The sequence below is a fragment of the Rhizobium sp. BT03 genome, from assembly GCF_030053155.1.
In the GTDB taxonomy this organism is placed as follows: Bacteria; Pseudomonadota; Alphaproteobacteria; order Rhizobiales; family Rhizobiaceae; genus Rhizobium.
On record NZ_CP125640.1, the window covers coordinates 3,239,051 to 3,260,511 of the forward strand.

General features: G+C 61.9%; 22 protein-coding genes and 2 pseudogenes. 18 read left to right on the plus strand and 6 right to left on the minus strand.

Annotation, left to right across the window (positions count from 1 at the left end):
- Positions 1-165: 165 nt before the first annotated feature.
- From QMO80_RS15875 to QMO80_RS15915, 9 genes are all read left to right on the plus strand, one after another.
- Entirely contained in the window at positions 166-744 is a 579-nt protein-coding gene (locus QMO80_RS15875; protein WP_283200200.1) for an exopolysaccharide biosynthesis protein, read from the plus strand.
- 150 nt (positions 745-894) lie between these two features.
- A complete protein-coding gene (locus QMO80_RS15880) occupies positions 895-1,845 on the plus strand; it encodes a sugar-binding transcriptional regulator (RefSeq protein WP_283197413.1) in 951 nt (316 codons plus the stop codon).
- Between the two features lie 144 nt (positions 1,846-1,989).
- Positions 1,990-3,300: a sugar ABC transporter substrate-binding protein gene (locus QMO80_RS15885; protein WP_283197414.1), complete on the plus strand. Its 1,311-nt coding sequence runs from the start codon at positions 1,990-1,992 to the stop codon at positions 3,298-3,300.
- 137 nt (positions 3,301-3,437) lie between these two features.
- Positions 3,438-4,310 (plus strand): carbohydrate ABC transporter permease, encoded by an 873-nt coding sequence (locus tag QMO80_RS15890; protein WP_283197415.1) that lies wholly within the window; start codon positions 3,438-3,440, stop codon positions 4,308-4,310.
- Between the two features lies 1 nt (position 4,311).
- A complete protein-coding gene (locus QMO80_RS15895) occupies positions 4,312-5,142 on the plus strand; it encodes a carbohydrate ABC transporter permease (RefSeq protein WP_283197416.1) in 831 nt (276 codons plus the stop codon).
- Between the two features lie 16 nt (positions 5,143-5,158).
- Entirely contained in the window at positions 5,159-6,157 is a 999-nt protein-coding gene (locus QMO80_RS15900; RefSeq protein ID WP_047616223.1) for an ABC transporter ATP-binding protein, read from the plus strand.
- 82 nt (positions 6,158-6,239) lie between these two features.
- On the plus strand, positions 6,240-7,721 hold the full coding sequence (locus QMO80_RS15905; protein WP_283197417.1) for a mannitol dehydrogenase family protein: 1,482 nt from the start codon (positions 6,240-6,242) through the stop codon (positions 7,719-7,721).
- A gap of 84 nt (positions 7,722-7,805) precedes the next feature.
- Complete coding sequence (locus QMO80_RS15910) at positions 7,806-8,495, plus strand: HAD family phosphatase (RefSeq protein WP_283197418.1); 690 nt, start codon at positions 7,806-7,808, stop codon at positions 8,493-8,495.
- Positions 8,495-10,078, plus strand: a complete 1,584-nt coding sequence (locus tag QMO80_RS15915; protein WP_283197419.1) for an FGGY-family carbohydrate kinase — start codon at positions 8,495-8,497, stop codon at positions 10,076-10,078. Before QMO80_RS15910 ends, QMO80_RS15915 begins: the two co-directional genes overlap by 1 nt.
- Before the next feature lie 4 nt (positions 10,079-10,082).
- Here QMO80_RS15915 and QMO80_RS15920 read toward each other — a convergent pair whose 3' ends face one another.
- The gene (locus QMO80_RS15920) at positions 10,083-10,937 is read right to left on the minus strand and encodes a MurR/RpiR family transcriptional regulator (protein WP_049734806.1); all 855 of its coding nucleotides are present in this window, start codon (positions 10,935-10,937) and stop codon (positions 10,083-10,085) included.
- A 233-nt stretch (positions 10,938-11,170) separates the two neighbouring features.
- On the opposite strand from QMO80_RS15920, the gene QMO80_RS15925 reads away from it, so the two are divergent.
- The gene (locus QMO80_RS15925) at positions 11,171-11,884 is read left to right on the plus strand and encodes a sulfate transporter family protein (protein WP_283197420.1); all 714 of its coding nucleotides are present in this window, start codon (positions 11,171-11,173) and stop codon (positions 11,882-11,884) included.
- Between the two features lie 3 nt (positions 11,885-11,887).
- Here the strand turns inward: QMO80_RS15925 and QMO80_RS15930 are convergent, their stop codons facing one another.
- The gene (locus QMO80_RS15930) at positions 11,888-12,313 is read right to left on the minus strand and encodes a VOC family protein (RefSeq protein ID WP_283197421.1); all 426 of its coding nucleotides are present in this window, start codon (positions 12,311-12,313) and stop codon (positions 11,888-11,890) included.
- 81 nt (positions 12,314-12,394) lie between these two features.
- Here QMO80_RS15930 and QMO80_RS15935 point away from each other — a divergent pair, with 81 nt between their 5' ends.
- Positions 12,395-12,973, plus strand: coding sequence for a TetR/AcrR family transcriptional regulator (locus QMO80_RS15935; protein WP_283197422.1), 579 nt, complete (start codon positions 12,395-12,397; stop codon positions 12,971-12,973).
- Here QMO80_RS15935 and nth read toward each other — a convergent pair.
- Entirely contained in the window at positions 12,938-13,747 is an 810-nt protein-coding gene (gene nth / locus QMO80_RS15940) for an endonuclease III (protein WP_283197423.1), read from the minus strand. The two genes, QMO80_RS15935 and nth, sit on opposite strands and share 36 nt — an antisense overlap.
- Here nth and QMO80_RS15945 point away from each other — a divergent pair.
- Both QMO80_RS15945 and QMO80_RS15950 read left to right on the plus strand, forming a co-directional pair.
- On the plus strand, positions 13,746-14,243 hold the full coding sequence (locus tag QMO80_RS15945) for a DUF2244 domain-containing protein (RefSeq protein ID WP_283197424.1): 498 nt from the start codon (positions 13,746-13,748) through the stop codon (positions 14,241-14,243). The genes nth and QMO80_RS15945 overlap by 2 nt on opposite strands.
- Positions 14,244-14,321: 78 nt before the next feature.
- Positions 14,322-15,194 carry a bifunctional helix-turn-helix domain-containing protein/methylated-DNA--[protein]-cysteine S-methyltransferase gene (locus QMO80_RS15950; protein ID WP_283197425.1) on the plus strand — a complete coding sequence of 291 codons (873 nt, stop codon included), beginning with the start codon at positions 14,322-14,324 and terminating at the stop codon, positions 15,192-15,194.
- Between the two features lie 77 nt (positions 15,195-15,271).
- Here QMO80_RS15950 and QMO80_RS15955 read toward each other — a convergent pair whose 3' ends face one another.
- A complete protein-coding gene (locus tag QMO80_RS15955; protein WP_283197426.1) occupies positions 15,272-16,297 on the minus strand; it encodes a sugar-binding transcriptional regulator in 1,026 nt (341 codons plus the stop codon).
- A 422-nt stretch (positions 16,298-16,719) separates the two neighbouring features.
- On the opposite strand from QMO80_RS15955, the gene tal reads away from it, so the two are divergent.
- From tal to QMO80_RS15980, 5 genes and pseudogenes are all read left to right on the plus strand, one after another.
- The gene (tal, locus tag QMO80_RS15960; RefSeq protein WP_283197427.1) at positions 16,720-17,685 is read left to right on the plus strand and encodes a transaldolase; all 966 of its coding nucleotides are present in this window, start codon (positions 16,720-16,722) and stop codon (positions 17,683-17,685) included.
- A gap of 92 nt (positions 17,686-17,777) precedes the next feature.
- Positions 17,778-18,446, plus strand: coding sequence for a DUF1345 domain-containing protein (locus tag QMO80_RS15965; protein WP_283197428.1), 669 nt, complete (start codon positions 17,778-17,780; stop codon positions 18,444-18,446).
- Positions 18,447-18,533: 87 nt separating this feature from the next.
- Positions 18,534-18,980 (plus strand): DoxX family protein, encoded by a 447-nt coding sequence (locus tag QMO80_RS15970; protein WP_283197429.1) that lies wholly within the window; start codon positions 18,534-18,536, stop codon positions 18,978-18,980.
- A 100-nt stretch (positions 18,981-19,080) separates the two neighbouring features.
- Positions 19,081-19,452, plus strand: a pseudogene (locus QMO80_RS15975) (hypothetical protein); the annotation flags it as partial.
- A 1-nt stretch (position 19,453) separates the two neighbouring features.
- Positions 19,454-19,615 (plus strand): annotated as a pseudogene (locus tag QMO80_RS15980) (DUF3313 family protein); the annotation flags it as partial.
- An 87-nt stretch (positions 19,616-19,702) separates the two neighbouring features.
- On the opposite strand, the gene QMO80_RS15985 reads toward QMO80_RS15980, so the two are convergent.
- Positions 19,703-19,876 carry a DUF1328 domain-containing protein gene (locus QMO80_RS15985; RefSeq protein WP_003552965.1) on the minus strand — a complete coding sequence of 58 codons (174 nt, stop codon included), beginning with the start codon at positions 19,874-19,876 and terminating at the stop codon, positions 19,703-19,705.
- A gap of 149 nt (positions 19,877-20,025) precedes the next feature.
- On the minus strand, positions 20,026-21,453 hold the full coding sequence (locus QMO80_RS15990) for a gamma-aminobutyraldehyde dehydrogenase (RefSeq protein ID WP_283197430.1): 1,428 nt from the start codon (positions 21,451-21,453) through the stop codon (positions 20,026-20,028).
- Positions 21,454-21,461 lie beyond the last annotated feature (8 nt).

The following is a 21,461-nucleotide window of genomic DNA, read 5'->3' on the forward strand; positions in this document are numbered from 1 at the left end:
CAGCCATTCCCGTTCCACAAGTCATTCAATTGGCATATTGCGCGGCCAAAATCCGAGCCTGCACTTCCACCATCCACTAGTATCATGACCATCGAAAACGCCGATTCCCATAGACGCCGAAGACCCCGTCCACCCCGTCCCAAAGGTCGCCGCCTCTCATCCATCCTGCGGCAGCTGGCCGGCGACCGGAGCCGAGAGCGGATTTCGATCGGCGACCTGTTCCAGACGATGGGCGACAGGGCGATCAGCGCGTTGATGCTGATCTTCGCGCTGCCGAACGCTTTTCCGACACCTCCCGGGACGTCGGCCGTCCTCGGCGCGCCGTTGGTCTTCCTGGCGGTACAGTTGACCTTCGGGCTGAAACCCTGGCTGCCGAAGATGATTGCCGACCGTTCGATGCGGCGGGAGGATTTCGAAACCATTGTCGGGCGCATCCACCGCTGGCTCGCCTGGGCGGAGCGGATGCTGAAACCGAGGCTGGCGATCTTCGCCGAGCCGCCGGCCGAATATCTCGCCGGGGCCGCCTGCCTGCTGCTGTCGATCGTGCTGCTGCTGCCGGTGCCGCTCGGCAACATGCTGCCGGCGATCACGATCTCGGTCTTTGCTTTCGGCATATTGGGCCGCGACGGGCTCTTCGCGCTGATCGGCTTCATCATGACGGCCGTGTCGCTGGTCGTTGCCGGCGGCGTGATCTATGGCCTGGCGAAGACGGCGATCTATCTCGTCATGCAATGGTTTGCCTGAATGGGGTTTGCCTGAGCAAGCATCGGTTATTTGGCGGCGCTCATTTCAACAGGCTCGACATTTGCCGGAATTTTGTTTTCATCTGGCGCGATAGATTTCAAATCATGTTCGGCGGCGGCACGCCGGCTCACTTTGCGTGGTAGGCATTCAATGGCAAAAAGATCCGAGACCGCGGCACGCCTCGACGATGCGGCACGTGCCGGCTGGCTCTATTACGTCGCCGGGCGCACGCAGGACGAAATCGCCGCCGCGATGGGTATCTCGCGGCAATCGGCGCAGCGGCTGGTGTCGCTGGCGGTCGCCGAGCGCCTGATCAAGGTGCGGCTCGACCATCCGATCGCTGCCTGCCTGGAACTCGCCAGTCAGCTGCGGCGGAAATTCGGGCTGAAACATGTGGAGGTGGTGCCGAGCGATTCCGGGTCGTCGGCAACCGTCGGCATTGCCGAAGCGGCCGCGGCCGAGATCGAGCGGTGGCTGAAACGGGCTGAGCCGATCGTGCTCGCCGTCGGGACCGGCCGTACGCTGAAGGCGGCCGTCGACCAGCTTCCGGCGATCGAATGTCCCAATCACCGCATCGTTTCATTGACCGGCAATATCGCCCCGGATGGATCGGCTGCCTATTACAACGTCATCTTCAGCATGGCCGATGCGGTGAAGGCGCGGCACTATCCGATGCCGCTGCCGGTGCTCGTCACCTCGGCGGAAGAGCGGGAGCTGCTGCATGGCCAGCAGCTGGTGCGCTCGACGCTCGACATGAGCGCCCAGGCCGATGTCACCTTCGTCGGCATCGGCGAACTCGGCATCGACGGGCCGCTCTGCGTCGACGGTTTCCTCGAGAAGGACGAGATGATGGAGCTGATGCGCGGCGGGGCGGTCGGCGAGATCTGCGGCTGGATCTTCGATGTCGACGGCAGATTGCTCGACAACCCGATCAACGAGCGCGTCGCCTCGGCGCCGATCCCGTCCCGCGACGCGTCGATGGTCATCGGACTGGCCAAGGGCAAGCGCAAGTTCAAGGCGATCCGGGCTGCCGTTGTCGGCCAGCAAATCAATGCGCTGATTACCGACGAAGAGACAGCCGAGTTTTTGCTCAAGAGCTGAGCAAAAAATACACCATTTGAATCAATAGCATACCTATTTCCTTCGGCACCGCAGCAACGATTGCCGATTGACATTCTTTGCTGCTTGGTGAGTAATTGCCCATGAGCGAAGCGAATGCTCACACCCATCTTCTGGGAGGAAGATATGACATTGAGAACTTTTCTGCTGGGCGCCTGCTCAGCGCTGGCGTTTGCCGGCATGGCTTCGGCCGAGACGCTGACGATCGCAACCGTGAACAACGGCGACATGATCCGGATGCAGAAGCTGACGGATGATTTCAAGGCGAAGAATCCCGGCATCGACCTTGAATGGGTTACCCTCGAAGAGAACGTGCTGCGCCAGAAGGTCACGACCGACATCGCGACCAAGGGCGGCCAGTACGACGTTCTGACGATCGGCACCTATGAGGTTCCGATCTGGGCAAAACAGGGCTGGCTGCTGCCGCTCGACAATCTCGGCGCCAACTACGACGTCGACGACCTGCTGCCGGCGATCCGCAGCGGCCTGACCGTGGACGGCAAGCTCTATGCTGCGCCGTTCTATGGCGAAAGCTCGATGGTCATGTATCGCAAGGACCTGTTCGACGCCGCCGGCCTGAAGATGCCCGACGCGCCGACCTGGGATTTCGTTGCCGACGCTGCCCGCAAGATCACCAACAAGGACAAGGAAATCTACGGCATCTGCCTGCGCGGCAAGGCCGGCTGGGGCGAGAACATGGCGTTCCTCACGGCCATGTCCAACTCCTTCGGCGCCCGCTGGTTCGATGAAAAGTGGAAGCCGCAGTTCGATCAGCCCGAGTGGAAGGACACGTTGGACTTCTACGTCAAGCTGATGAAGGATGCCGGCCCTCCGGGCGCGTCCTCCAACGGCTTCAACGAAAACCTGGCGCTGTTCCAGACCGGCAAGTGCGGCATGTGGATCGACGCAACCGTCGCCGCTTCCTTCGTCGCCGATCCGAAGCAGTCGCAGGTCGCCGACAAGGTCGGCTTTGCCCTCGCCCCGGACAAGGGCCTCGGCAAGCGCGGCAACTGGCTCTGGGCCTGGAGCCTCGCCGTCCCGGCAGGTACGCAGAAGGCGGAAGCTGCCGAGAAGTTCGTCGCCTGGGCGACGAGCAAGGACTACAGCAATCTCGTCGCCGAGAAGGAAGGCTGGCTGAACGCACCTCCGGGCACCCGCAAGTCGCTCTATGCGAATGCGGACTACCAGAAGGCGGCGTCGTTCGCCAAGATGACGCTCGACTCGATCAACTCGGCCGATCCGACCAAGCCGACCGTCAAGCCGGTCCCCTATGTCGGCGTCCAGTTCGTGGCGATCCCGGAGTTCCAGGGCATCGGCACGGCGGTCGGGCAGCAGTTCTCGGCAGCGCTTGCCGGCCAGATCTCGGTCGACCAGGCCTTGCAGAGCGCACAGCAGCTGGCGACGCGTGAAATGACCAAGGCCGGCTACATTAAATAATACCTCCCGAGCCAAGAGGCGGATCCTTGACAATCCGCCCCTCTGGGCCGCCGATGCCCGAATTGCATCGGCGGCCGCTTTTTCAGACAAAGCTTTCCTGCGGCCGCTCCCCGCTTCAGATCAGATCGGTGATTGCCATGGCAACCTTGCATACCCGCTCCGCCGCGCGCCTGATGATTGCGCCTTCCGTGCTGCTCCTCTTTGCATGGATGATCGTCCCGCTGGCGATGACGATCTATTTCTCGACCCTGAATTACAATCTGCTCAATCCCGGCATGGAAAGCTTCGTCGGTTTTCTGAATTACGAATATTTCCTGTCCGATCCGGCCTTCTTCGCCGCGCTGGTCAATACGCTGCTGCTCGTCGCCGGCGTGCTCTTGATCACCGTCATTGGCGGCATCGCCTTCGCGCTGCTGCTCGATCAGCCGATGTATGGGCAGGGCATCGTGCGCATCCTTGTCATTGCGCCGTTCTTCGTCATGCCGACCGTGGCGGCACTGGTGTGGAAGAACATGTTCATGAACCCGGTCAACGGCCTCTTTGCGCATCTTGCCAAGGCGTTCGGCCTGCAGCCGATCGACTGGCTGGCCAATGCGCCGCTGTTCTCCGTCATCCTCATCGTCGCGTGGCAGTGGCTGCCCTTCGCCACCCTCATCCTGCTGACCGCGTTGCAGTCGCTCGACGAGGAGCAGAAAGAGGCGGCCGAAATGGATGGCGCCGGGCCGATCTCGAAATTCATCTACATCATCCTGCCGCATATGGCGCGCGCCATCACCGTGGTGATCCTGATCCAGACGATCTTCCTGCTTTCGGTCTTTGCCGAAATCCTCGTCACCACCAATGGCGGGCCGGGCACCGACAGCACCAATCTCACCTATCTCGTCTATGCACAGGCGCTCCTGCAGTTCGATATCGGCGGCGCATCGGCCGGCGGCATCGTCGCGGTCGTGCTTGCCAATATCGTCGCGATCTTCCTCGTCCGCCTCGTCGGCAAGAATCTGGAGGCTTGAGATGGCCAGAAAAGTCACAACGCAGCGCAAGGTCATCGTCACCGCGATCGCCTGGACGCTCGGCATCCTGATCTTCTTCCCGATCCTCTGGACCTTCCTGACGAGCTTCAAGTCGGAAGCCGATGCCATCGCCTCGCCGCCGCAATTCCTGTTCTTCCACTGGACGAGCGAAAACTATGCGGAGGTGCAGAGCCGGTCGAACTATCTCAGCCACTTCATGAATTCGGTGATCATTTCCTTCGGCTCGACGCTGATCGGCCTGATCATCGCGATCCCGGCCGCCTGGGCGATGGCGTTTTCGCCGACCAAGCGGACCAAGGACGTGCTGATGTGGATGCTGTCGACCAAGATGATGCCGCCGGTGGGCGCGCTGATCCCGATCTATCTGCTGTTCCGCAATTCGGGTCTGCTCGACACCCGCACCGGCCTGGTGATCGTGCTGACGCTGATCAACCTGCCGATCATCGTCTGGATGCTCTACACCTATTTCAAGGAAATCCCCGGTGAGATCCTCGAAGCGGCCCGCATGGACGGCGCATCGCTGATGAAGGAGATCGTCTACGTGCTGACGCCGATGGCGGTGCCGGGCATCGCCTCGACGCTGCTTCTGAACATCATCCTCGCCTGGAACGAGGCGTTCTGGACGCTCAACCTCACCGCCTCCAAGGCGGCGCCGCTGACGGCCTTCATCGCCTCCTATTCCAGCCCGGAAGGCCTGTTCTACGCCAAGCTGTCGGCGGCCTCGACCATGGCGATCGCGCCGATCCTGATCCTCGGCTGGTTCAGCCAGAAACAACTCGTCCGCGGCCTGACCTTCGGCGCAGTGAAATAAGAAAAGGGAGAGAAACATGGGCAGCATTACCCTTCAGAAGGTTTCCAAGGTCTTCGGCGAAGCCAAGGTCATCCCTTCGATCGATCTCGACATCAAGGATGGCGAGTTCGTCGTCTTCGTCGGCCCGTCGGGCTGCGGCAAGTCCACGCTGCTCAGGCTGATCGCCGGGCTCGAGGACGTCTCCGGCGGCAAGATCGTCATCGATGGCCGGGACGCCACCGAAAAGGCGCCGTCGGAACGTGGCCTTGCCATGGTGTTCCAATCCTACGCGCTCTATCCGCATATGAGCGTGCGCAACAACATCGCCTTCCCGCTGAAGATGGCGGGCGTCGACAAGGCGGAGATCGACCGCAAGGTGACGGATGCCGCCCGGGTGCTGAACCTGACCGACTATCTGGAACGCAAGCCGCGTCAGCTTTCCGGCGGCCAGCGCCAGCGCGTCGCGATCGGCCGCGCCATCGTCCGCCAGCCTTCGGCCTTCCTGTTCGACGAACCGTTGTCGAACCTCGATGCCGCGCTGCGCGTCAATATGCGCCTCGAAATCAGCGAGCTGCACCAGCAGCTGAAGACGACGATGGTCTACGTCACCCACGACCAGGTCGAGGCCATGACCATGGCCGACAAGATCGTCGTCTTGAACAGGGGCAATATCGAGCAGGTGGGCTCGCCGCTGGAACTTTACAGCCGCCCGCGCAACCTTTTCGTCGCCGGCTTCATCGGCTCCCCGAAGATGAATTTCATCAAGGGCCAGAACGCTGCCCAGCTCGGCGCCCATACGATCGGCATCCGTCCCGAACATGTGCTGTTGTCGATGGAAAGCGGCGACTGGAAGGGCAGGGTGGTGGTCGCCGAGCATCTCGGCTCCGACACCTTCCTGCATATCGATGCCGAGGGCATCGGCATGGTGACGGCGCGCGGCAGCGGCGATTTTGCCGCCAAGGCCGGCGATACGGTCTACCTGACGCCGGACCGTTCGCGCATTCACAAATTCAACGAGGGCGGTCTTGCCATCTGAGGCGGCGGCCGGCTGGGGGCAGGCATGCGAGCCGGGCGATGGCGTCCGGCCGTCTCGGCAAGACCTTCAAGAGGACTGAAACATGACGTGCAAATTATCGCTGGCAACACTTTCCGACGCGGCGCGCACTGCCGCCATTCCCGGATATGACAGGGCGTCGCTGAAAGCCGGCATCGTGCACTTCGGCGTCGGCAATTTCCATCGCGCCCACCAGGCGATCTATCTCGACGATCTCTTCAACACAGGCGCGGATCACGACTGGGCGATCGTCGGCGCCGGTGTGCTGCCATCCGATGCCGCCATGCGCGAAAAGCTTGCGGCGCAGGATTTCCTGACGACGGTGGTCGAACAGGACAACAACAAGACGGCGGCGCGCGTCACCGCGCCGATGATCGACATCCTGCCGGTCGGCGATCCCGCCGCGATCATCGCCAGGCTTGCCGACCCCGAGATCCGCATCGTCTCGCTGACGATCACCGAGGGCGGTTATTTCATCGATGCATCGGGCACCTTCAATCCGGCCCATCCTGATATCGCCGCCGATGGGCACAGCCCCGACGCGCCGAAGACGGTCTTCGGCCTGATCGTCGCCGGCCTGAAGGCGCGCAAGAACAAAGGCCTCGTGCCTTTTACCGTCATGTCCTGCGACAACATTCCCCATAACGGCACCGTCACCGCCAATGCCGTGGTCGGCACGGCCGCCCTTTCCGACTCTGGCTTTGCCGAGTGGATCCGCGCCAATGTCGCCTTCCCGAATGCGATGGTCGACCGCATCACGCCGGCGACTGGCCAGCGGGAGATCGATTTCCTCAGGGACAATTTCGAGATCGAGGATAATTGGCCGGTCTACTGCGAGGAATTCAAGCAGTGGGTGCTGGAGGACAAGTTTACCGCCGGCCGCCCGGCGCTGGAAAAGGTCGGCGTCACCTTCGTGCCCGATGTCACGCCCTATGAGCATATGAAGATCCGCATCCTCAACGGCGGCCATGCGGCGATCGCCTATCCGGCGGCGCTGATGGACATTCATTTCGTGCATGATTCCATGGAAGATCCGCTGATCCGCGCCTTCCTCGCCAAACTCGAGAAAGACGAGATCATCCCGATCGTGCCGCCGGTGCCGAACACCTCGCTGACGGATTACTTCGCCCTGATCGAGCATCGCCTGCTCAATCCGAAGATTGCCGACACCATTCCGCGGCTGGCTCAGGACGGATCGAACCGCCAGCCGAAATTCATCCTGCCGTCGACGCTCGACAATCTCAGCCAGGGCAGGGACGTCGTCGGCCTGGCGCTGGTTTCGGCGCTCTGGTGCCGTTACTTCGCCGGCAAGACCGACAGCGGCAAGGATATCGTCTTCAACGACGCCAGCGCCGAGCGCCTGCATGCGGCGGCTGTGAAGGCCAAGGACGATCCGTCGGCCTTCCTCGTCTTCGACGACATCTTCGGCGAAGTGGCGAAATCCGAACTTTTCCGCAGGCGTTTTGCCCATGCTCTCAAAACCCTGTGGGAAAAGGGCACGCGGGAGACGCTGCAGCTCTATCTCGACGGCAAGCTCGCAGTGTAGGGAATCCGGATGCCGCCGTCCGTCCCGTCTTGCGGGTAAAGCGGGACGTCGCGCGTGCGAAATTGAACTCAGGTTGGATCCTCCATGGCTGATGCTGAACCACGGCTGATCATCTTCGATTGCGACGGCGTGCTCGTCGACAGCGAGCCGATCTCGATCAGCGTGCTGGTCGCGGCGATGAACGATCTCGGCGTCTCGATCACCGAGGACCAGGCCTATGAGCGGTTTCTCGGCCGCAGCCTGTCGACGCTCGTCGACAGGCTGGAAACCGAATTCAACGTCCATGCCGGGGAAGAATTCCTCGAACGCATCCGCACCGATCTCTATGCCCGTTTCCGCACCGAGCTGAAGCCGATCAAGGGTATTGCCGCGACGATCGATGGGCTCGGCCTTCGCTGCTGCGTCGCCTCCTCAAGCCAGATGGAGCGAATCCGGCTGTCGCTGTCCGTCACCGGACTGCTCGACAGATTGCCCGATATCTTCAGTGCGACGATGGTCAAGCGTGGCAAACCGGCGCCCGATCTTTTCCTGCATGCGGCGCGCGAAATGCAGGTGGAGCCTGCTCATTGCATTGTCGTTGAGGACAGCCCGGCCGGCATTGCCGCCGCCAAGGCGGCAGGCATGACGGTCTTCGCCTTCACCGGCGGATCGCATGCCAACTTCGCCGGTTATCGCGCCGAACTCGACCGGCTTTCGCCGGAAGTGGTGTTTGACGCCATGCCTGAATTGATACACCTTGTCCGCAACCATAAGCTGGACGGGATCAAGATTTGATGCGGGATCATGTGGTTGCGGTGGATGTCGGCACCGGCAGTGCGCGCGCCGGCGTCTTCGATGCCCGCGGCCGCCTGCTCGCCAAGGCCGAACATCCGATCGTGATGAACCGGCCGCGCGAAAACCATGCCGAACACGATTCCGAGGACATCTGGTCCGCCGCCTGCACGGCGGTGCGCAGCGCCATGGAGCAATCCGGCATCGCTGCGGCCTCGGTCGGCGCGATCGGCTTCGACGCCACCTGCTCGCTTGTCGTGCGCGACATCGAGGGCCGGCAGCTCAGCGTTTCCACCGGCGGCGAGCGGCGTTTCGACACGATCGTCTGGCTCGATCACCGGGCGCTGAAGGAAGCCGATTTCTGCACGGCGACGGAGCACGCCGTGCTCGAACATTCCGGGCACGTCATGTCGCCCGAGATGGAGATGCCGAAGCTGATGTGGCTGAAGAAGAAGCTGCCCTCCACATGGGAAAAGGCCGGCTACTTCTTCGATCTCGCCGATTTCATGACGTGGAAATCGACCGGATCGACCGCTCGGTCGCGCTGCACGCTGACGGCGAAATGGAATTATCTCGCCCATCTCGAAACGGGCTGGCAGCAGGATTTCCTGGAGCGGATCGGTCTCGAGGACCTTCAGGCGCGCGGCCAGCTGCCGGATGAGACGGTGCCGGTCGGCGGCAGCGTCGGCCGGCTGACGCTCGTTGCGGCAGAGGCGCTGGGGCTGACCACGGACTGCCATGTCTCGGCCGGGATGATCGACGCCTATGCCGGCGCGCTCGGCGCACTCGGCGGTTATGCCGCCGATCCGGTGAAACGCGAGCACCAGCTGGCGCTGATCGCCGGCACGTCGAGCTGCATCGTCACCTTCTCCAGGCAACGCAAGCCGAGCCATGGCATGTGGGGTCCCTATTACGAGGCGGTCTTCCCGCAATCCTGGCTGGTGGAGGCCGGCCAATCGGCGACCGGCGCGCTGCTCGACCACATCGTTCGCATGCATGCTGCCGGCGGCGAGCCAACGGCGGCGCTGCATCAGAGGATCGTCGCACGCATTGCCGAATTGCGGGCCGAGGAAGGCGATGCTTTCGGGGCGCGCATTTTCGTGCTGCCGGATTTCCACGGCAATCGTTCGCCGCTCGCCGATCCGCACGCCGTCGGCGTCGTCAGCGGGCTCAGCCTCGATACGTCCTTCGATGGCCTCTGCACGCTTTACTGGCGCACCGCCGTGGCGATTGCGCTCGGCATCCGCCATATCCTTGAGATGATGAAAGAATACGGCTACGTGCCCGATACGCTGCATATTGCCGGCGGGCATGTGAAGAACCCGGTGCTGATGGAACTCTACAGCGATGCCACCGGCTGCAAAGTCGTGGTGCCGAAGATGAACGAGGCGGTGCTGCTCGGCACGGCGATCGCCGCATCCGTCGCCTGCGGTTTGCACGGAGATCTGGCGGCGGCCGGCGAGGCGATGTATCCGGGCGGCGACGAACGGCTTCCCGACAAGACGAAGCAGGCGCTCTACGACCGCGACTACCGCCGTCTTCTCGCCATGCACGGGCACAGGGCCGAACTGGAAACAATGCAGTAACGGTTCAGTGGTTTGCCGCCTCGCCGAGGACGGTCGCGAATTCCATCATGCGGCGGCGGCGCAGACCGGCCTCTTCTCCGACTTCGAGGATGACCGATTCCGACAGGCAATCGAGCAGCGCGATCAGCGGCGGAAGATTATCGAGATCCGGCGCGCGGGCGGGCGGCAAGGGCAGCATGACATTCGACTGGTCTGCCATCCAGTCCGCCTGCTGCGGTGAAATGAGCACGACCTTATAGCCGTAGCGCCGCGCGGTTCGGGCAAGCAGCCGAGCCTTGGCGAAGCGGCGACAATCGATGATGACGAGCAGCGCATCGTCGACCGCCAGCCGGGCGAAGAGCTCGGCAAAACGGTTGTCGGCGCCATCGAGCGTGCGCACGCCGTCACGGGCTTGCGTCAGCCGCTGGCAGAAATGATGGGCAAGGCTCGCAAGCCGGGCATGCGTGGCGATCGACACTTCGCGGGCGGTGCTGATCAGGCTGACGGCTTCGGACCAGTGCGGCTGCGCCGTCAGATGATAGATATGGTGGAGCGCCTGGATCTGTTCGGCAACCAGCACGGCGAGCGGCTTTCCCTCGGCGGCGTCCTGATGCAGCTCGCTCATGGCGCTTTGCAATTGCGCCGGCGATGTCGTCACGGTCTCGCGAATCTCCACTTTGACACTGTCCAAGCCCTGATAGCCGAGCGCGCGCAGGAAGCGCCCGACGGTCATCGGCGAGAGATCCAGCCTGTCGGCGACTGATGCAGCCGTCTCGAACGGCAGGTCGTTCAGGTGTTCGGTGAAATATTTCGCGATACGGCGTTCGGCCGGTGTGCCGGTTTTTGCGTATTGCCTGAGTTTTTGGACAAAGTCTTCCACATCAGCCTCCCCCGTTTTACCTCAGAGGCGTTCCGTGGATGCGCTGTTGCGACCCCTTGTCTTTGCAACTATTTCGGAAGCTGCTTCTCAGGCCCATGCATATTGATACGCGACAATACTATATTAGCATTTAATTTTCGACAAGTTTTCTATTACCGCCTGCAATTTTATTCTCTCTTGTCGGTGGCATCAATCTTGCCTACATCTTCCGCGCAACCGGAGACGCCTGAGACATGATCCTTGACGCCGCTCGACTATCGCTGACCAATTTGTTCGCGCCGGAAACACGCTCGGTCTTCTGGAAAGTGCTCGGCCTGACGGTTCTCGTGCTGGTCGGACTCTGGTTCGCGCTGCGCGGGGCCTTCATGGCTTTCCTCTTTCCCTGGCTCACCAGCTTCGTTCCCGATGTGCCGGATTGGGCGGGATGGCTCGCCCTGGTTTTCGCAATCCTTGCCGGTATCGGCCTTGCGCTGGTGCTGGCGTTGTTGCTTTCGCCGGTCACGGCGCTGATCGCCGGCCTGTTCCTCGACGATGTCGCCGATGTCATCGAAAAACGCGACTACCCCAAGGATACGGCGGGCACCGCCATGCCGCTCGGCCCGGCGATGGCAAGCTCGATCAAGTTCCTCGGCGTGGTGATCCTCGGCAATATCGTGGCGCTGCTGCTGCTGTTCATCCCCGGCGTCAATCTGGTCGCCTTCTTTCTGGTGAACGGCTACCTGCTCGGACGGGAATTTTTCGAATTCGCCGCCATGCGCTTCCGTTCGCCTGGGGAGGCGCGGCTCTTCCGCGCCAAGCACGCCTCCACCGTCTTCCTTGGCGGGCTGGTGATCGCGCTGTTTCTGGCGATCCCCTTCGTCAATCTTCTGACACCGCTCTTTGCCGCCGGCATGATGGTGCATCTGCACAAGATGGTTTCCGCACGCGACGCCGGTTTTCGGGTGTGAGGTTCAGCCGGGCAGGGCGGCGGCGTCATACATCGCCGCGAATTCGGCGCTCGGCGGAATCGGCGTGATGATATCGATCAGCACGCCATTCGGATCGGCGGTGATGAAGTGCCGCTGGCCGAAATCCTCATCGCGGATCTCGCGGAGAATTGGCAGGCCGGCGCTCCGGCAGGTTTCGTAGACACGATCGACATCCTCGACCTCGAAATTGAGCAGCAGGCCGCGAACGCTGGCGCGAGCGAGGTCAGGAATGGTCTCATGGCTGCTGTCGAGGATGGCGAGCGCGACATGCTCCGTCTCGGTCGATTGCAGGTGGATGTACCAGTCGTTTTCGAACAGCGCCCGAAAGCCGAAGTGGCCGCTGTAGAAGGCGGCGGTGCCCGAAACATCGTCCGTCATGATCACCGGGTAGTAGCTGGTCGATTTCATGTCTCGCTCCTTTCTGTTTTACATGCAGCCTGTATGTTTTTGGCTATTAACATACATGCAGTTTGTATGTAAATAGGTGCCATGAGCCGGAGCAATCGCGAGAGAACGGAACAGACAAGGCAGGCGCTGATCGACGCCGGACGGTGCATCTTTGTCGAGAAAGGCTATGCCGAAACGGCGACACCGGAGATCGTGACCGCGGCAGGGGTGACGCGTGGGGCGCTTTACCATCATTTCGAAGACAAGAAGGCGCTCTTCCGCGCGGTGATCGCGTGCGAAATGCAGGAGGTGGCCAGGACAATCGAGGCGTCTTCAGCGCCGGAGGATGGACCGCGCGATGCGTTGATTGCCGGCGCCTCGGCCTATTTCGCCGCAATGGCGCAGCCCGGGCGAACACGGCTGCTGCTGATGGAGGCGCCCGCCGTTCTCGGCTTGCCGGCGACTGCGGCGCTGGAGGCCGAGAATGCGGAGGCGAGTTTGCGTGCAGGACTTGCGGCGCTGATGCCCGCGGCAGGGGCCTTGCTCGACCCGCTGACATCGCTGCTGTCGGCCGCCTTCGACCGTGCGGCGATCGCGATCGAAGCGGGCGGGGAGAGGCGGGATTACGAGCAGGCGATTGCAGCCTTACTCGACGGCCTCGCCGATCACCTGCGGCGGTAGCTCGACGAGCGGGGCCGGCACATCCCAACTCTTTTCCGGCGACTTGCAGAGATCGGCGATGACGCAGCGCTCGCATTCGGGACGGCGTGCCTTGCAGGTATAGCGGCCGTGCAGGATCAGCCAGTGATGGGCGTGATAGAGGTAATGTTGCGGGATCACCTTCATCAGCCGCGCTTCGACCTCGTCAGGCGTCTTGCCGGGGGCAAGCCGGATGCGATTGGCGATGCGGAAGATATGCGTGTCGACGGCCATCGTCGCCTGGCCGAAGGCCATTGAGAGTACGACATTGGCGGTCTTGCGGCCGACCCCCGGCAATTTCACCAGTTCGTCGCGCGTCTCCGGCACCTTGCCGGCGAAATCATCGACCAGCATCTGCGAGAGTGCGATGACGTTTTTCGCCTTGTTGCGATAGAGGCCGATCGTCCTGATATGGTCGCGCAGCCGCTCCTCGCCGAGATCGAGCATCTTTTCCGGGGTATCGGCAACCTTGAAGAGCGCGCGGGTCGCCTTGTTGACGCCGACATCGGTCGCCTGCGCCGACAGCGCGACCGCGACGACCAGGGTAAAGGGGTTGGTGTGCTCGAGCTCGCCCCTCGGTTCCGGCCGCTGCACCGAGAAGCGGCGGAAGATCTCCTCGCGCTCGGCCAGTGAATAGGCGGTCTTCACCGCCGCAGCCGCCGGCTTGCGGCGGGCGATCACATTCGAATTTTGCGACGGTCCGGTCACGGATTTGGGTTTCGGATTTGCCATGGAAACTCTATACTCAGCAGCCATGATGGAAAGCAACGCCGACAGCTCCCACGAGCAGCCTGTTTTCGCCGCCGAGCTCTTTCCCCACCGGTCGCTCGGCCGCCGGGGCTTCAAGGTGCTGCTGATCCTGTCCGGTTCCGTCTGCTTCTTCTACGGCATGTTCTTCATCGCCACCGGCGCCTGGCCGATCGGCTTCTTCTTCGGGCTGGATTTCCTGCTTCTCTACGGCGCCTTCTGGCTGAGCTACCGCTCCGGAAGGGCGCGTGAGGAGGTGACGGTGTCGCGCACCGACGTTTCGGTGCGCAAGTTCGCGCCATCGGGACGGATGGTGGAGCATCACTTCAATCCGTTCTGGGCGCGCTTCCTTATTCGCCGGCATCACGAGATCGGCATCCTTTCCATGCAGATTTTCGGAGAGGGCCGGCGCACCGATATCGGCTCCTTCCTCAATCCCGACGACCGTGAAAGCTTCGCCAAAGCCTTCAAGGGCGCACTCGCCACAGTCAAGCAGCGTATCTGAGCCCATCTGGTGGTGCGCAAGAAACGGGTGGTTTGCGAACACCCTATTGATTATCTCCTTATGACAAGGAGAAAGACGATGAATATGATTGCGAACCTGCAAACAGACATCACGCCTGACGGCCCTGATTATGACATTGTCCGCCGCGTGATCGAACTCATCACCGAGGATTATCGCGACCAGCCTTCGCTGGAGGTGATCGCGGCGCGGCTCAATCAGTCTCCGACCCAGCTGCAGAAGACCTTCACCCGCTGGGCCGGCCTGTCGCCCAAGGGTTTCCTGCAGGCAGTGACGCTCGATCACGCCAAGCGGCTGCTGCGCCAGGATGACATGCCGCTGCTGGAGACCTCGATCGAGGTCGGCCTCTCCGGGCCGAGCCGGCTGCACGATCTCTTCGTCACCCACGAGGCGATGTCGCCTGGCGAATGGAAGGCGAAGGGCGGGGGTCTCACCATCCGCTACGGCTTCCACATCTGTCCCTTCGGCATCGCCCTGATCATGGTGACCGACCGCGGCCTTGCCGGCCTTGCCTTCAGCGATTCCGGCGACGAGAAGGCCTGCCTCGAGGATATGACCTGCCGCTGGCCGAATGCCCAATATGTCGAGGACCTGCAGGCGACGGTTCCCTATGCCGCCCGCATCTTCGAGCCCGGCAAATGGTCCTCGGAACAGCCGCTGCGGGTCGTGCTGATCGGCACGGATTTCCAGGTCAGCGTCTGGCAAAGCCTGATGAAAATCCCGTTCGGCAAGGCCGTCACCTATTCCGATATCGCCAGGGATATCGGCCGGCCGACGGCGCAGCGCGCCGTGGGGGCGGCGGTCGGGGCCAACCCGATCTCCTTCGTGGTGCCATGCCACCGGGCAGTCGGCAAGAACGGCGCGCTGACCGGTTATCATTGGGGGCTCACCCGCAAGCGGGCGATGCTTGGCTGGGAATCGGCGCACGCTTGAGGGTAGAAGCGGAGGTCGGTCGTCGCTTGTCGCTCCGACCGTTCGCTCCTGGCGTCGCTCACCCCCTCATCGCCTCGCTATCGCTCCGGCACTTCTCCCCGCTGGGGAGAAGAGGGATGCGGCGATATTTCCGCCAGTTCCAGCAACGCCCGTGCCGCGCTCTCGTCCGTGATCAGCGTGTTGCAGCCGATGCGCTTGATCGTCGCGCGGATGGCGACGGCACGGTGGGCGCCGCCGGAAGAGAGCACGATATGTTTGGCCTCCTTCAGCGTGTCGAGATCGACGGACATGACCCGCCGATTGATCGAATGGTCGACCGAATTGCCGTCCTCGTCGAGGAAGTTGAACATCGTGTCGCAGACGCAGCCGGCATCGATCAATTGCTGCAGCTCGGCCTTCGAGATCCAGCCCTCCGACAGCGAAGTCGAATGCGGGCCGATATCGCCGCAGCTGACGATCGCCAGATCGAGGCTCTCAGCCAGACGGTAGATCGTGTCGAGCCCGCATTTCTCAATTAGATTGCGCTTGGTCTCGACGGAATCGACGAGGAGCGGCGCCAGGAACATATAACATTCGGCGCCGAGCTGGTTGGCTAGCCGCCATGTGTAATCGATGGGGTTCGTCTGATGCACGGCGACGATGCCGCCCAAGAGCGAGACGACCTTGCAATTGGCGCGGCGCGGCGGCCGGAAGCTCGACAGCGAGGCGGTCATGGTGCGGCCCCAGCCGACTCCGATCGTATAGTCGTCGGGGATGGCTTCGGACAGGAACTGGCCAAGCGCCAGGCCGACATTCTTTGCCAGCGCATTGACGTCGCCGTTGACCGGTGCGGGGACGACGATCGCCTCGTCAAGACCATAGGCGCGCTCCAGTCTCACCGAAAGCTCGACGCAGTCGCCGATCGAATCGTTGATCCAGATCTGGACTTCGCTGCGCTTCATCGCCTCGTCGAGCAGGCGGATGACAGTGGTGCGGCTGATGCCGAGCTGTTCGGCGACGTCCTTCTGGGTTAGGCCCTCATTGTAATAGAGCCATGCGGCCCTCAGCCGCAGCGAGGATGCCTCCGAATAGGCGGTGTGCGTGCCGCGTTTGAGCTTGACCACATCTCCTCCAGCCGAATTTCCGCCCTAAATCCCTCTTGGGATGAACGGCTGTCACGGCGCGTTTGTTGGGGGGATAATGACGGGTGTGACACTTATGTCAATTGAAATGCACAAATGTCCTTGACTTTTCCTTGGGCGAGCGGCGATAGTCCTGGCGATACGAAATCGTTCTGTCCGTCCGAGGAGGACATAGTGCGGGCATGCCGAAAGTCACGACCGGCCTTCCAGCCGCAGGCGGCATCGCCTGCGTTCGGTGTGCGGTTTGCCCGCGGGAACACGGCCACTGTCCTTCACGTTTATGAATCATCCGTGACGGATGCGCGCCTTTTCGCCTGCAGCATGCAGACAACCTGTCGGTAGATCACCTTTGCCGGGCGGAACTCGCGCCGGTCGCAGCCCAAGTTCAACAAGGATTATTGACCATGACATCCAAGCTTGACCAACTCCGCGAGATTACCACCGTCGTTGCCGACACCGGCGACATCGAGGCCGTCGCCCGCCTGAAGCCTGTGGATTGCACGACGAACCCGAGCATCGTGCTGAAGGCATTGGGCACGCCGATGTTTGCCGACGCTATCAAGGAAGCCGTCGCCTGGGGCAAGAAGCAGGGCGGCAATTCCGAAGCCGTGTCTTCGGCCGTCGCCGACCGTCTCGCCATCTCCGTCGGCGCTGCGCTGGTGAAACTCGTCCCCGGCCGCGTCTCGACCGAGGTCGACGCCGATCTGTCCTTCGATACCGAGGCTTCGCTTGCCAAGGCGCGCTCGATCATCGCCGCCTACAAGGACCGCGGCATCGATCAGGACCGCATCCTCATCAAGCTCGCTTCCACCTGGGAAGGCATCCGCGCCGCCGAAGTGCTGCAGAAGGAAGGCATCGACTGCAACCTAACGCTTCTCTTCAGCAAGGCCCAGGCGATCGCCTGCGCCGACGCCAAGGTGTTTCTGATTTCGCCCTTCGTCGGCCGCATCCTCGACTGGTACAAGAAATCAACCGGCAAGGATTACACGGCCGAGGAAGATCCGGGCGTTATCTCCGTCCGTGAAATCTACAACTATTACAAGGCGAACGATATCAAGACGATCGTCATGGGCGCCTCCTTCCGCAGCGCCGGCGAAATCGAAGCCCTTGCCGGCTGCGACCGCCTGACCATCAGCCCGAACCTGCTCGACGAACTCGCCAACGATGAAGGCAATCTGGAGCGCAAGCTCTCGCCGGAAGGCCGCAAGCCGGATCCGAAGGTTTCTGTCGACGAGAAGACCTTCCGCTGGATGATGAACGAAGACGCGATGGCGACGGAAAAACTCGCCGAAGGCATTCGCGCTTTCGCCAAGGATCTGGGAACATTGCGCACCATGGTGCAGAAGGAACTGCAGCTCGCCGCCGCCTGATAGCGCACGGCATGCAATCGAAGGCGCGGCTGCCGCTGGCAGGCGCGCCTTTTTCGTGCTGTTATCAACGACATATGCTGTCGGAGACTGGTATGGCGGATGAGGAACGGGCAAATTCGCTTGCGGCATTTGCCTATAAGCATGCGAGCTTCATCATATCAGTCCTTGCCGGGCTGGCGGTCTTCCTGGCTGTGACCTCGCGCGACGTCAGCGCCGGCAACATCCTGTTCGGCTGGAATGTCAGCGCCGGCGTTTTTGTCGCGCTCAGCTGGCGCAAGATGCTGCGGGCGACGGTCGAAAGCATCCGGAAACGCTCCGCGGATCTCGATTTCTCCGACACCGTCCTTTTGGCTCTTTCGATCGGTGCAGCACTTGCCAGCATCGCCGGCATCGGGCTCGAGCTTCATTCGATCAAGGAAGCAACACCTGACGTCGCGCTGGCGCGCGCAGGGGCTGCGGTACTGACGATCCTGATCTCGTGGATGTTTCTGCACACGCTCTTCACCATCCATTACGCCCATTATTTTTATGGCGGTGCCGACGAGGTGGGCGGCCTCAAGTTCCCTGATGGGATCGAAGAGCCAGGCTACTGGGATTTCCTCTATTTCTCCTTCACCATCGGCGTTGCCGCGCAGACGGCGGATGTCGCGGTCAGCTCGACCAGCATGCGCAAGCTGACGCTGCTGCATGCCGTGCTGTCGTTCCTGTTCAACACGACGATCCTGGCGCTGGCGATCAATGTCGGGGCGAGCCTGCTATAATGCACGCTATCGCCGTAGCCGTGAGGATCCGAGCCAGAGAGCCATCACAGTCGAAAGGCAAGGTCGAATAGCTGAACGCAGGAGGGTATGATGGAAAGCGCCTCAAGCCGGCCTGGACCGGCGGATCTCATTCTTCTCGCAGGCAGGCTTCTGCTGTCGCTGATCTTCCTGCATGAAGGTTCGGTACTCGCGGCAAATCTCACCGCGACCGTCGACACCTTCGCAACACTGGGGCTTTCGGCGCCGGTTGCATTTGCCACCATCGCCCTTCAGATCGGCGCCGGCCTTTCGCTCGCGACGGGTTTCCTCAGCCGGCTCGGCGCATTCGCATTGGCGCTCTTCTGCCTGGCGACCGCCTTGCTCTTTCACACGAATTTTGCAAGCCAGAACGAGCTCCTGCATTTCGAGAAGGACCTGGCGATTGCCGGGGGCATGTTCGTGCTGGCGGCGTCAGGTGCAGGATCGGTATCGATCGACAATCTGCTGCGAAAGCGAACAAACAGATTGCATCCCTGGCTGCGGGCGGTGCTGTAACCGAAGCTTCGCGCGCCATCCCCCGGCGCAATAAAATCGAACAAAACCGAACAAACGATAGCGTCGATGAGGGCTACACTGATGGCGACAGGTCAGGAGTGTGCCAGTGATGTCTTCCGTGCAAAGCAATCAGCAAAAGCCAATTCTCGTCTTTCTCGGAAAAGGCGCTGCCTGCAATATCGTCTCGACATTGAATGAGAACGGATATGCCGCGACGGCTGTATCCTCGGTGCCGGAACTCTTCGACGCCTTGCGTTCGGAGCGATATCTGCTGGCCGTAACGACGCGGCCGGATATCGATATGGTCAGAAATATCAAGGCGATACCGGTCGTCAATCTGGAGGTATTTTTCCATGCCGCCCAGCCGACGGCAAAGTCCGTTCACGCGTCGAAGGAATTCGACGGCGCCGCCTTTCTGAAAGGGGTCGCGGCCCTCACGGAGTCCAGAACGAGCAGGATTGCGGCGGCCCAATGCCGTCGAGATCTATGATGCGGCGAGCAACCGTCTCCTGGCTTCCTACGTCACCAAGCAATATCCCAATGCGATGAATATCGGCGCAAGCTTCACGGCGATGGATGCTTCCATGGTGGGCATCCGCAAAGGCGCCGACGCTCTCCTTGCCGAGTTGAAATAGGCCGAGGGTCGAAAGGGCTGGGGCGTGCTCAATGCGCCGCTGCCCTGACGTTCACCGCTGGTGGTCAGGCACGGGACGGCGCTCACCTCACAAGATCGCCTGGCCGGCCATCAGCGCAAGGACGAGGAAGATCAGGAAGATCACCAGCGCAATGCCGAAGAGAACGCGGGCGATGGTCGCAGTGGCTGCAGAGACGCCGGAAAAGCCGAAGAAGCCGGCGATGATTGAAATCACGAAAAATATCAGAGCCCATTTCAGCATGGCATCATCCTTTGCGTTTGCTGGAAGACGCGGCAGCCGCGAAATTGTTCCCGATCGCATGCGATGAGATCGCCACCGCCGCCGCCCAAGCGAATATGAACGCGCTGAAACTTGGCCTGCGCCGCTCCGGATCCGGCCTTTCCCGCCGCTCAGCCGTGATTGATCATCACGTGGCGCACGGCGGTGTAATCTTCGAGCGCATAGACCGACATGTCCTTGCCGTAGCCCGATTGTTTGACACCGCCATGCGGCATCTCGTTGGCCAGCATGAAATGCGTGTTGATCCAGGTGCAGCCATATTGCAGCCGGGCGGCCGTCTTCATGCCGCGGCCGATATCCTTGGTCCACACCGAGGAGGCCAGGCCGTAATCGCTGTCGTTTGCCCAGGCGACGGCATCGTCGGCATCGGAAAAGCGGGTGACCGAGACAACAGGGCCGAAGACTTCGCGGCGGACGATCTCGTCGTCCTGCAGGGCGCCTGAGATGACGGTCGGGGTGAAGAAGAAGCCCTTGTCGCCGGCGACCTTGCCGCCGGTGGTGATTTCCATGTGCTTGTGTTCGGAAGCGCGGGCGACGAAGCTTTCGACACGGTCGCGCTGGCGCCTGGAGATCAGCGGGCCGATTTCGTTTTCTGTGTCGTCGGCCTGGTTGAAGCGGATGCTTGCGACGGCCGAGGAGAGATCGGCGACGAAATTGTCGTAGACCTTGGCGTCGGCATAGATGCGGCAGGCGGCGGTGCAGTCCTGGCCGGCATTGTAATAGCCGAAAGTGCGGATGCCTGACACGACGGCATCGATATCGGCGTCGTCGAAGACGATGACCGGGGCCTTGCCGCCGAGTTCCAGGTGGGTGCGCTTGACCGTCTTGGCGGCGGCCTGCAGCACCTTCTTGCCGGTGGCGATATCGCCGGTGATCGAGACCATGCCGATCTTGGCATGGTTGATCAGCGCGTTGCCGACGCTTTCGCCGCGGCCGAGAATGACGTTGACGACGCCTTCGGGCAGGATCTCGGACAGCAGTTTCGCCATCTTCAGCGACGTCAGCGGTGTCTGCTCCGAGGGCTTGAAGACGACGGTATTGCCGCCGGCGATCGCCGGCGCCAGCTTCCAGGCCATCATCATCAGCGGATAGTTCCATGGCGCAATCGAGCCGACGATGCCGATCGGATCGCGGCGGATCATCGAGGTGTGGCCGGGCAGATATTCGCCGGCGGCCGGTGCGTGCAGATTGCGCACGGCACCCGCGAAGAAGCGATAGCAATCGACGATCGCCGGGATTTCGTCGTTCAGCACTGCATTGATCGGCTTGCCGCAGTTCAGCGCCTCGAGCGTGGCGAAGCCGGCGGCGTCCTTTTCGATGGCGTCGGCGATCTTCAGCAGATAACCGGAGCGCTCGCCCGGCGTTGTCTGTGACCAGCCGGCGAAGGCCTTTTCGGCGGCTTTGACGGCGGCGTCGATCTGAGACAACGAGGCTTCGGGAAGGTCGATCACCGTCTCGCCGGTCTTCGGGTTCAGGATGTGCTCTTCCGTCTCCGTGCCTGTTTCGAAGCGCGAACCGATCAGCATCTGGGTATCCATGATGTTCT

Bases quoted from the DNA above. Each gene is read 5' to 3' on its own strand.
- QMO80_RS15880 (WP_283197413.1), top strand. From the start codon at position 895: ATGGCAAAAAGATCCGAGACCGCGGCACGCCTCGACGATGCGGCACGT.
- QMO80_RS15885 (WP_283197414.1), top strand. From the start codon at position 1,990: ATGACATTGAGAACTTTTCTGCTGGGCGCCTGCTCAGCGCTGGCGTTT.
- QMO80_RS15890 (WP_283197415.1), top strand. From the start codon at position 3,438: ATGGCAACCTTGCATACCCGCTCCGCCGCGCGCCTGATGATTGCGCCT.
- QMO80_RS15895 (WP_283197416.1), top strand. From the start codon at position 4,312: ATGGCCAGAAAAGTCACAACGCAGCGCAAGGTCATCGTCACCGCGATC.
- QMO80_RS15900 (WP_047616223.1), top strand. From the start codon at position 5,159: ATGGGCAGCATTACCCTTCAGAAGGTTTCCAAGGTCTTCGGCGAAGCC.
- QMO80_RS15905 (WP_283197417.1), top strand. From the start codon at position 6,240: ATGACGTGCAAATTATCGCTGGCAACACTTTCCGACGCGGCGCGCACT.
- QMO80_RS15910 (WP_283197418.1), top strand. From the start codon at position 7,806: ATGGCTGATGCTGAACCACGGCTGATCATCTTCGATTGCGACGGCGTG.
- QMO80_RS15915 (WP_283197419.1), top strand. From the start codon at position 8,495: ATGCGGGATCATGTGGTTGCGGTGGATGTCGGCACCGGCAGTGCGCGC.
- QMO80_RS15925 (WP_283197420.1), top strand. From the start codon at position 11,171: ATGATCCTTGACGCCGCTCGACTATCGCTGACCAATTTGTTCGCGCCG.
- QMO80_RS15930 (WP_283197421.1), bottom strand. From the start codon at position 12,313: ATGAAATCGACCAGCTACTACCCGGTGATCATGACGGACGATGTTTCG.
- QMO80_RS15935 (WP_283197422.1), top strand. From the start codon at position 12,395: ATGAGCCGGAGCAATCGCGAGAGAACGGAACAGACAAGGCAGGCGCTG.
- QMO80_RS15945 (WP_283197424.1), top strand. From the start codon at position 13,746: ATGATGGAAAGCAACGCCGACAGCTCCCACGAGCAGCCTGTTTTCGCC.
- nth (WP_283197423.1), bottom strand. From the start codon at position 13,747: ATGGCTGCTGAGTATAGAGTTTCCATGGCAAATCCGAAACCCAAATCC.
- QMO80_RS15950 (WP_283197425.1), top strand. From the start codon at position 14,322: ATGAATATGATTGCGAACCTGCAAACAGACATCACGCCTGACGGCCCT.
- tal (WP_283197427.1), top strand. From the start codon at position 16,720: ATGACATCCAAGCTTGACCAACTCCGCGAGATTACCACCGTCGTTGCC.
- QMO80_RS15965 (WP_283197428.1), top strand. From the start codon at position 17,778: ATGGCGGATGAGGAACGGGCAAATTCGCTTGCGGCATTTGCCTATAAG.
- QMO80_RS15970 (WP_283197429.1), top strand. From the start codon at position 18,534: ATGATGGAAAGCGCCTCAAGCCGGCCTGGACCGGCGGATCTCATTCTT.
- QMO80_RS15985 (WP_003552965.1), bottom strand. From the start codon at position 19,876: ATGCTGAAATGGGCTCTGATATTTTTCGTGATTTCAATCATCGCCGGC.
- QMO80_RS15990 (WP_283197430.1), bottom strand. From the start codon at position 21,453: ATGGATACCCAGATGCTGATCGGTTCGCGCTTCGAAACAGGCACGGAG.